Origin of the sequence: uncultured Winogradskyella sp., from assembly GCF_937958655.1 — a bacterium.
Lineage (GTDB): Bacteria > Bacteroidota > Bacteroidia > Flavobacteriales > Flavobacteriaceae > Winogradskyella.
On sequence record NZ_CALGNH010000090.1, the window covers coordinates 1 to 10,150 of the forward strand.

A 10,150-nucleotide genomic window follows, 5' to 3' on the forward strand; every position below is an offset into this window, starting at 1 on the left:
TAATTGGTAATTGGTAATTGGTAATTGGTAATTGGTAATTGGTAATTGGTAATTGGTAATTGGTAATTGGTAATTGGTAATTGGTAATTGGTAATTGGTAATTGGTAATTGGTAATTGGTAATTGGTAATTGGTAAAACTACTAAAGCAATTGACCAGTTCACAAATTCTAAAATAAAACTTTTCAACAATTAATACGATATATTATCGCTTTTCGCCTTTGTCTAAAATCTCAGCAATATTTGGCTTAAAATAGTTAGGGCCTTTTAGTACTTTGCCATCCTCTCGGTAAATAGGTTCTCCGTCTTCACCTAGCTTACTCATATTACTACGTTGAATTTCTTCAAAGACCTCTTCAATTTTGTGTTGTAGTCCGTGTTCTATAATGGTGCCACAAAGAATATACAGCATGTCGCCTAATGCGTCAGCAACCTCAACTAAATCATTATTATTAGCTGCTTCTAAATACTCTTCATTTTCCTCTCGCATTAGCTTGTAACGAAGCATATTTTTATCTATTCCTAAATCTGCTTTTGGAGTTTCTCTATGACCTATTTTAAAAGCGGTATGAAATGCTTTAACTGCATTAATTTTGTCTTGCATTGAACATGTAATTTTTCATTTCCGTGAAAAATGGAAATATTAGTATTAATCCGTAATTTTGCATAAAAATAAGCTAATGTTTACTACAGGTCAATTGATTTTTGGAGTTTTATTTTTTATCGTTTTTGTTATTGCGGTCGCTTTTCAATACAGAAAAGATAAAACCATACGCAACATACATTACAGAGGTTCTATCTGGATTCTTATTGCCTTTATTGGTTTTATTGCTATGATCGCTGCTGTGAAATTTCTTTTTATTTAAGCCTCTTTATGTAACTTATACTATAGGTTTTTTGTCTTATTTTTCGTATTAATTCATATTTATTTTATAATTTATTGGTTTAAATATACCTAGTGTTGGGTATGGTTTTGTTTGCGACCTCTTCTAACCTTTGCCAAGCATACTTTTAAAACTAACCAAAATGAAAAAAACTGTACCACCACTTTTGATGTTTTTTGTTTCAATCGGTGCTTTAGCCATCACTGCAATAACATTAAATACAATTTCTGAAAAGATTATTGATCCAAGTAAATCAGTAACAAAGGAGAACTATGAATTTGTTTTTTGGTTCTTTAGAGTAGTCACTGCACTCTGTGCAAGTGCAATAAGCATTTCTATACCAGGCATGCTAAAAGTCAGTTATAATAGTGATGGCACTTTTATACAAACCCAAAATAAAGATGTTGCAACTCTAGCAGATAAGCAACCATCTATTGTAGCCGGTGGCGCTATTGCTGTTTTTGTTTTAGTGTATCTTTTTAACCCTATTAATTAATAATGACTGAATTAGAAGCTAACAATTTATTAGACAAAATAACCTATTCTATGGAAAACATTCCATTTATAAGTTATGCTGCAGTTATTGAAAACCCTACAATGAAAGGAAGGTTTTTGATTGAGTATGGTATAGTTCTAAATAACACTGAGAATTTCATTTATGGTGCTTATCAGCAATGTAATATTGTAGATTGGGCAGAAAGTCCTAATACACCTAAAGAATTATTGAATTATGCAAAGAATAGCACACTAGATTTTTCTCAAAGAAATATTTCTTTAGATGAGCCTTTTATGAAAAAAATCCCATTTGTAGAAGATTTAATAACTGAAAAAACCAAGTATTTTAGTCATATAACATCTGGTGTAGAAGCTTTAAATTGTAATCATCGATTATCATTTGAACAACACGATTTATTAAAAAGTGGCTATTCTATTGGAAGCAGAACCACGCATTATAAAGGAGGTACAATCGGTGCATTCTTTCAACTAATTGATGACAATTCAATATACGCAATCACAAATCAGCATGTAATTGGTGATAGAAGCAGTAGCCAAAGTAAAAACGAGAAAGTATGTCATCCAGCTGTAGGTCATACATTGGATTATGAAGATGAGCAAGCTAGAGACATTGGTTGGGTAAAAAAATTAATCATAAATGAGGATATGGATGTTGGTATTGTAGAAATATCAACAGAAGAAGTAGAAAACATAAAATCAGGACACCCTGAGGCCTCTGATAAATATACAAGAATAATTTCTCCTGAGGTAGGCGACATAGTATTTAAATATGGAATTAATACAAAAGAAACTAACGGTAAGATTATTTCAAAAAATGCATCATGTCGTGTTTGGTATGATCACAATGGTAGTAGAGAAAGTCTTATAATGAAAAATCAGATTATGGTAGAAAATATGAAAGCCGATTGTGGCGATTCAGGTTCAATAGTCTACAATTCTAACATGGAAGTATTAGGCCTTTTATTCGCTCGAGACAGGAGAGCAAAACGAGCATTTTTCACATCAATAACGAAAATATTTTCTAACGATAACGGAAATAATATCAATGACCAACCACCATACAATTTTAAAAAATTTATATAACTAAAAATAATAAACTATGAATCTTTACAGCGAACCAGAATTAAAGATTGGAGATACAGAAGAGTCCTATGTATTTATAAAAACGGCGAGAGAAACAATTACTGTTCAATTCACAAAATGGAATGCAGATATAATTTTAGAAGCTAAGTTTACAATACAAAAATCAGACACTTATAGAAAATTACATAGTACATATATTTGTACTAAGGGACTAGATGGAGAAAATGAAATTAGGCTCTCACTCCATTCTTTATATTCATCTTCAAAAACTAAGAGAACACAGGTTTTACCAGTAGATAAATTGAGTATTAAAAGTGGTGAAAAAATAAGATTTTGTTACATAAAGTATTACGCAGATGAGCAGTATGATCAAAAGTATTCTTGCACACCATTGGGTGGTCTTCCAGTACCTGATGTCATTAAAGGTGGCGTAGTAATAAGACCTTAGTGATTATCAAAAAAATTATGCTAAAAAAATTAATTATGCCAGTTGTTATTTTAACAACTGGCTTTATGGCATCTCAAAATATAGAGATTGATTCAATAAAGAAATATGCCGAAAAAGAAAACTGGGTTAAAGTTGATTCTATTCTTAAAAAAGTTAATCAATCAAAATTAAGCGATTTAGATTTCTCAGATTACAATTATTATAAAGGCAAAATATACTTTAATAATGGTCTATACGATAGATCTTATCAAATCTTGATAGAATCGAAAAAGATATTAGAAAATAAAAAAAATGAAGACTATAGATTAGCGCAAACATTAGCTAGCGTAATTGAGTGCATCAACTATATTTACGATGAAAAAGCTAATCAAGCAACCTATATAGAGCAATTTTGTGAATTAGCTTCTAAATTGAAGGATTACAAATTTTTGATTGATTGTGAATTTTTTAAAGGAACATTTGCCTTTGAAAACTCTGAAATTGAAAAAGGTATATCACATTACAGAAATTCAACTCAAATTGCCATTGAAAACAAAGACTCTATTAAATACTACAATAACTTGATAAACGAGGGTATGTTTTTGGGATATTATGAAGAAAAACCAATAGAAGCAATTAAAATATATGATAGGATAATTCCATTTTTTATAAAAAGAAATGATAAAAATAGACTTTTTAGTTCCTTAATCAATCTCTCTTTTCAATATTACTTAATAAACGACAACAACAAAGCCATTAATACTTTATATAAAGCTGATACAATGACATTAAAGAAAGACTTATTAGCTAGCAAAGAACTCTTATACCTGAGGTTATCGCAATACCATCAAAGTAACAAAAATTATGAAAGCGCATTGTCTTACTTAAAGAAATCTGATTCTCTTAAAGATATTATTAGAAAGGATAAACAACAGAGTAAAGTAAGGATTATTGAAGAAGAATTGGATAATGAAAAATTGAAAGCAGATAATCTCGAAACTGATGCCAAACGCAAACGAAACCTAAACATTGCCATTGGTCTTGGAGGAAGTCTAGCCTTAGGCAGTATCATCGCCTTCCTACTCTTTAAAAACACCAAACGCAAACAAAAATTAGCCGAGCAAGAAAAGGAAATAGAGTCTCAAAAGCTAGCAACGGTTTTAAAAGATCAAGAATTAAACGCTATTGATGCTATGATTGCAGGACAAGAAAAAGAGCGCCAGCGGATAGCTAATGATCTCCATGACGATCTTGGCGGACTCATGGCCAACGTTAAACTTCATTTTAACGCATTACAAGATAAAGACTCACCTGAGCTCTTTGATAAAACAAATACACTTATAGAAGAAGCTTACCAGAAAGTACGCAGTGTTGCCCACGCCAAAAACTCTGGTGTTATCGCAAAGCAAGGCTTGTTAAAGGCTGTGGAAAACATGGCGGACAAGATTTCGGCCTCCAATAAAATACAGATAGATGTATTGGATCATGGATTGGATAATCGTATCGAAAATAGTTTAGAACTCACATTATTCAGAATAATCCAAGAGCTCATTACCAATGTCATTAAACATGCTGAAGCTACCGAAGCAACAATACATTTAACCAACCACGATGATGCTATAAACATCATGGTAGAAGACAATGGCAAAGGTTTTAATCCAAGCCAGATCACCAAAATAAAATCTGGTATGGGCATAAGTAGTATAGATAAACGTGTAGAGCATTTAGATGGAAAACTCACCATAGAGTCAGAAAAAAACAAAGGAACTACGGTAATAATTGATATACCATTATAAAGTCGAAGTCGAAGTCGAAGTCGAAGTCGAAACTAAAGAAAAATAAAATGAATATTAAAAACCTCATACTACATATCCCACAACTCATACCTCGTTCCTAAACTTCAATCCCTAAAATTATGATACGATTAGCTATAGCAGAAGATCATCAATCTTTAATTGATGGAATAAAACTATTATTAGAATACGAAGAGAATATAGAAATTATTGGTACTGCAAATGATGGAGAAGCGCTATTAAAATTAGTCCGCTTAAAGCAACCTAACGTTGTGATCACAGATATTAGAATGCCTAAAATGGACGGTATAACCGTTACCAAACTCATAAAAAAAGAGTTTCCGCACACAAAGATTTTAGGCTTTACAATGTTTGATCAACAAAGTGCGATTAAACAAATGTTAGATGCAGGTGCATCGGGTTATCTGTTAAAAAACTCACCATTAGAAGAAGTACTAAAAGCCATTCAATCGGTTTACCAAGGTAACAGCTATTTTGATTCAAATATTAAAGTTGAAGCTGAAGACGACACCAACAAAAAAAGCAAAGGTAAACTCACAAAACGACAGATTGAAATCTTAGGTCTTGTGGCGCAAGGCAAAACCTCTCGCGAAATTGCTGACGAGCTTTTTATTGGAGTACACACCGTAGACACACACCGTAAAAACATGGTACGTATCCTTGGCTTGCAAGGCAAAGGTGAATTGATGCGATACGCTTTGGACAAGAAATACAACTTTTAAATATACCTATTACTAGGTATCTCAATTTAAAGTGAATTCTATAGTTTGGTACAATTATAATTTAAACCAATCTATAATGAAAAAACAAATTTTATTAAGTAGTATTATATGTCTTATATCCTCCATAACTTATAGTCAGAGTTATATCGGCCATGCAATAGATAACTTTTCTGGCATACAAGGAATCACTTATAACCCATCTAGTATAGTAGGCTCTAACTCTAAAGCAGACATTAATTTATTTTCTGCAAGTATCTTTGGCGGAAGTGATTACTTTGCTATTAACGTAAGCGATATTATTAAATCTGAAGGCGGATTTGATTTTGAATCGGATACTGAGAAATTTCCTAGCAATGCCAATAGTTTTTTCTTCAATGCAGATATACTAGGGCCTTCTTTTATGTTTAATCTCAGCCCTAAAAGTAGCATTGGTATTATTAGTAGATTAAGAGCTAATTTTAATATTAACAATATTAATGGAACCTTATATGAATCTGTAAGCAATAATTTTGATCTCAATGAAGATTTCGATTTTGATTCTAAAAACTTAAGCGGGACAATACACGCTTGGGGAGAAATAGGGTTCGCTTATGGTAGAATTTTGGTAAATAAGCCAAAACATGTTTTAAAAGGCGGTGTAACCTTAAAATATTTGCAAGGAGGAGGCGCTATTTTTATGAATACTCTAGGTATGCAAGGTCAATATGACGCTTCTGCACAGACACTAACTACCCAAGGAGAATTAAACTATGGTACAAGTAGAGATTTTGAAGATGGAGACATAGACTTTAGTGAATTAAGTGCTGGCTTTGGATTAGATTTTGGTTTTACATACCAATGGCATCCTAATAGGGAAAATGACACTATACCAAGCTACAAAGACGCATACAAGTTAAAAATTGGTGTGTCGGTTACAGATATAGGCTCCGTTAATTATGAAGATGCTATTACTACTACATACGACCTAAATGCAACTGTAGATGCATCTAATTTTGAAGATGATACTGAAGCCTTTTTAGAGGATAATTACTCAGGTACAGAAACCAAAAATCCAAGTCGTATACAACTCCCTACAGCATTACATCTACTTGTAGATTACAGATTCGCAAAAAAATGGTTTATCAGTGCACAAGCAAATTTATCAATGATTAAAGATAATGCAGAACTTAGCAACGCTATAATTAATACTGTAATAATTGCCCCTCGGCTAGAGACTAAATGGTTTAGCTTTTATGCACCACTCAGCTTAAGACAGTTTGGAGATGTCTCTCTAGGTAGCGGATTACGTTTTGGCCCATTAACTCTGGGCTCGGGATCTGTTATTACAAATTTACTTTCAGATAGCTCAAAAACTACTGATGTTTATATAGGTCTTAAAATACCACTTTATAGAAAGTGATGCACTAAACAGCCTGCAATAAAAATACCTTATAAAGGGTATTTAAACTCTAAATACCTAAGCATATTTTGCAACTTAATATTAACTCAATACATTATTTTATGAAAAATTCATTTAAATTCTTATGCCTTACTCTTATTTGTATGCTTTCTTTTTCGTGCCAAAGCGAAGATGACGGAAACAATGACCTAACGGAAGAAAATGAGGCAAAGATTATTGGCACCTGGAGGTTTCAATCTAGTACCACAGACGGAGTTACCGATACGGATAACGATCCATGTTTAAACATGCTTACAATTATGTTTACTTCTACCCAAGTTACAACTAATGATGTTTATGGCAACAATTGCGATATGAGCGAAACTTATATAAATGCATACAGTATTAATGGCAACACCATTACCATTACTGATGAGGGCGAAACCTATGATTCTGAGATAAGAACGCTCAACGCTACAACATTGACAATAGAAGATACTGATGATGGTATTATATACACCGAAACATATCTAAAACAATGATTAGCTGTAATTAGCCCACATAAATTACCAACCTAAAAATCCCCTTTATTGGGGATTTTTTGGCTTTAATCAGTTTTCTAAGTTTACTGCAACTATTAATTAATTCCCAATATTATGAAACAAACTTTATTTTTATTTACATTGGTCTTATCCTTTTTTTGCTCCTTTAGTCAATGTCCTAACAACAACAATACGGATTCGGACGGAGATGGTGTTGTAGATTGTATAGACCCATGTACTGCTATAGCAAATTCTATTATTGGTAATTTAAGCTTTGAATCCGATTTGGTTGGTTGGACCATCCCTCAAAACCAAGCTAATTTTACGGTTACCCAAGATGCTTCAAATACACTACATGGCACTAAAGGTTTATATGTTACTGCACCAAATGCGGCACAATTTGAAAATCACGCTATTTTTTCTGAAGAATTTACTTTAGAAGAAGGCATTGGTTATTCCTTTAGAATCCCAGCAAAACGCATTGGTAATGTGGATGGCGACGCCTTAAGATGGGCTTTAGTAGATGAAAATGGAGTTTATAGACATTTAAACAATTATTACGATTGGACAACCGATTGGGTTACTATAAACATTGATAACCTACAGATTGATTTAACCAATTTTACCAGTAATAGATTTCGTTTTAGATTAGAATTTGGATTATCGCAAACCGATATGGTTGTAGATCGTATAGAATTTTTTGAGACTAATCAAGGTTTCGACCCGTTATACCAAGATACAGATGGTGACGGAAACCCAGATTGTGTTGATAATTCTGCTTTAGTACCACTAAACGATTCTGTAATTGACGCAACAGAACTGACATCATTAAACTATTTTGAATCTAATATTAGACTAGACCTTTCCGATGTTAATAATGAGGCACCAATAGGATGCAATACTGTAGGATTCTCTGGCATATATTACAAATTTACAGCTAACGTTAATACCACTATTAACGCCTCAATTTTAGCTGGATCTGGCAGCAACATTGTTAACTCATTTGTTATTGTATATACAGCACAAGATTTAAATGCCACATCTATGAGTGAACTTACACATTTACCAGCTTCGGCATGTGCTTTTGGTACAGAATCAGTTTTCCCAATTACAGCAGGCCAATCCTACTACATCATGGTGCATAGAAGTGATGCTAATGCGTTAACAAGTTTTGCGTTTTTTGAAATAGAAGATGTACCACAAACAGAGCGTGATGCGCTTATAGCGTTTTATAATGATTCTAACGGTGCAACATGGAATAATAACAGTAATTGGACTACGGTAAACCCTGTGGCAACTTGGTTTGGTGTAACGGTTTCAAATATTAATGGAGAAGACCATGTCACCGAAGTAAAGTTAACTAGCAATAACCTCAATGGTACCATAAATACATCACTTAACCAGCTCAGCGAACTAGAAAACTTATGGTTATTCAATAATACTTTATCTGGCACAGTGCCAGACTTTAGCACTTTGCCTAATTTACAAGATTATTTAATTGATGGTAATCAATTTTCATTTGAGGATTTAGAGCCAAACTTTAGTAACAATAACAGCCTCAGTAATTTTAGATATTCCCCACAACAAACTATAACAACACCTGTTGAGCTACAACCAACAATCGGCGAGGACCTTACCATTACTATGACACCAATAGATGGCACCAATGTGGTTTACCAATGGTATAAAACTAATAACTTCGATCAGAATCCTACAGATGGTATAATAAACGGTGAAACGAGTAATACTCTAAGTTTTAACCCTATTCAACTTTCTGATTTGGACACCTATCAGTGTTGGGCTACCAGTCCACTTATACCTGACTTAACATATAGAAGTGCCTTCTATGACCTACAAGGTGAAGTGAGTCAGCAAGAAAAAGACGCTTTAACTGCCTTTTACAATGCATTGGGAGGAGACAATTGGGTGGATAATACAAACTGGTTATCTAATGAGCCCGTTTCAACCTGGTCTCATATTACAACATCTGGTAATAAGGTTATTGGTATAGACATTTTTGGCGATGGTAATTGGGTTGGCCAAATTCCCGAAGAGATTGGCAGTCTTACGAATCTTGAATATCTGGGTATAGCTTTAAACCCAGGGGTTACAGGAGAAATCCCTATAAATATTGGTAATCTTAACAACCTAGAACGCTTAAGAATACAGAGTGTTCCTTTAACAGGCACATTTCCAACAACTATCGGAAACTTAAGTAATCTAAGAGAATTGAGAGTTATAGCGACTGATATGACGGGTGAGCTCCCGAGTGAAATAGGCAATTTAACTAATCTTAGAGATCTAACACTATTTGGATCTGGTGTGTTTGGTGGACTACAGGATTTTACAGGAAGTATTCCTTCAACATTTGGTAACTTATCAAATTTGGCAATATTTGATATTAGAGGTAACAGTTTTAGTGGTCAAATACCTTCAAGCTTATCAAACCTTTCTAACCTGTCTTCATTTCTTATTAGTTTTAATGAACTTAGTGGATCTTTACCTGATTTTTCTGCAAATACCAATTCACCGCTGTTCTTTATTTTGGAGAACAATTTCTTTGATTTTAGTGATTTAGAACCTTTAATCAATAACGGGTTAAATTATAATACGCTTACCTATTCGCCGCAAGGCACAGTGGATGAAGCTGAAACTATAGAATCTGGTGAAGGAAGCAATATCACCTTAACAGTTACGGCAGATGATATTAATAGAAACGAGACAAATGCAGCGCAAAACAATCAGTTTCAATGGTTCAAGGATAACGCAGCTATTACTGGTGCTAA

Annotated in this window: 10 protein-coding genes; 9 read left to right on the forward strand and 1 reads right to left on the reverse strand. The window is 33.3% G+C overall.

Annotation, left to right across the window (positions count from 1 at the left end; genetic code table 11):
- Positions 1-203: 203 nt before the first annotated feature.
- Positions 204-602, reverse strand: coding sequence for a nucleoside triphosphate pyrophosphohydrolase family protein (locus Q0800_RS13940; RefSeq protein ID WP_299130947.1), 399 nt, complete (start codon positions 600-602; stop codon positions 204-206).
- Positions 603-678: 76 nt separating this feature from the next.
- Here Q0800_RS13940 and Q0800_RS13945 point away from each other — a divergent pair, with 76 nt between their 5' ends.
- The 9 genes from Q0800_RS13945 to Q0800_RS13985 all read left to right on the forward strand — a co-directional run.
- The gene (locus tag Q0800_RS13945; RefSeq protein ID WP_299130949.1) at positions 679-864 is read left to right on the forward strand and encodes a hypothetical protein; all 186 of its coding nucleotides are present in this window, start codon (positions 679-681) and stop codon (positions 862-864) included.
- A gap of 160 nt (positions 865-1,024) precedes the next feature.
- A complete protein-coding gene (locus Q0800_RS13950; RefSeq protein WP_299130951.1) occupies positions 1,025-1,378 on the forward strand; it encodes a hypothetical protein in 354 nt (117 codons plus the stop codon).
- Between the two features lie 2 nt (positions 1,379-1,380).
- On the forward strand, positions 1,381-2,481 hold the full coding sequence (locus Q0800_RS13955) for a trypsin-like serine protease (protein WP_299130953.1): 1,101 nt from the start codon (positions 1,381-1,383) through the stop codon (positions 2,479-2,481).
- Between the two features lie 16 nt (positions 2,482-2,497).
- Positions 2,498-2,929, forward strand: coding sequence for a hypothetical protein (locus Q0800_RS13960; RefSeq protein ID WP_299130955.1), 432 nt, complete (start codon positions 2,498-2,500; stop codon positions 2,927-2,929).
- Between the two features lie 35 nt (positions 2,930-2,964).
- Positions 2,965-4,704, forward strand: coding sequence for a sensor histidine kinase (locus tag Q0800_RS13965; RefSeq protein WP_299130957.1), 1,740 nt, complete (start codon positions 2,965-2,967; stop codon positions 4,702-4,704).
- Positions 4,705-4,823: 119 nt separating this feature from the next.
- The gene (locus tag Q0800_RS13970; RefSeq protein WP_299130959.1) at positions 4,824-5,444 is read left to right on the forward strand and encodes a response regulator transcription factor; all 621 of its coding nucleotides are present in this window, start codon (positions 4,824-4,826) and stop codon (positions 5,442-5,444) included.
- Between the two features lie 76 nt (positions 5,445-5,520).
- Positions 5,521-6,843 (forward strand): DUF5723 family protein, encoded by a 1,323-nt coding sequence (locus Q0800_RS13975; protein ID WP_299130961.1) that lies wholly within the window; start codon positions 5,521-5,523, stop codon positions 6,841-6,843.
- A gap of 101 nt (positions 6,844-6,944) precedes the next feature.
- Positions 6,945-7,364 (forward strand): lipocalin family protein, encoded by a 420-nt coding sequence (locus Q0800_RS13980; RefSeq protein WP_299130964.1) that lies wholly within the window; start codon positions 6,945-6,947, stop codon positions 7,362-7,364.
- Between the two features lie 114 nt (positions 7,365-7,478).
- Positions 7,479-10,150: hypothetical protein (locus Q0800_RS13985; protein WP_299130967.1), on the forward strand; the 2,672-nt coding region annotated here is incomplete at its 3' end.

Coding starts and splice junctions, on each gene's coding strand:
- Q0800_RS13940 (WP_299130947.1), bottom strand. CDS start 602: ATGCAAGACAAAATTAATGCAGTTAAAGCATTTCATACCGCTTTTAAA.
- Q0800_RS13945 (WP_299130949.1), top strand. CDS start 679: ATGTTTACTACAGGTCAATTGATTTTTGGAGTTTTATTTTTTATCGTT.
- Q0800_RS13950 (WP_299130951.1), top strand. CDS start 1,025: ATGAAAAAAACTGTACCACCACTTTTGATGTTTTTTGTTTCAATCGGT.
- Q0800_RS13955 (WP_299130953.1), top strand. CDS start 1,381: ATGACTGAATTAGAAGCTAACAATTTATTAGACAAAATAACCTATTCT.
- Q0800_RS13960 (WP_299130955.1), top strand. CDS start 2,498: ATGAATCTTTACAGCGAACCAGAATTAAAGATTGGAGATACAGAAGAG.
- Q0800_RS13965 (WP_299130957.1), top strand. CDS start 2,965: ATGCCAGTTGTTATTTTAACAACTGGCTTTATGGCATCTCAAAATATA.
- Q0800_RS13970 (WP_299130959.1), top strand. CDS start 4,824: ATGATACGATTAGCTATAGCAGAAGATCATCAATCTTTAATTGATGGA.
- Q0800_RS13975 (WP_299130961.1), top strand. CDS start 5,521: ATGAAAAAACAAATTTTATTAAGTAGTATTATATGTCTTATATCCTCC.
- Q0800_RS13980 (WP_299130964.1), top strand. CDS start 6,945: ATGAAAAATTCATTTAAATTCTTATGCCTTACTCTTATTTGTATGCTT.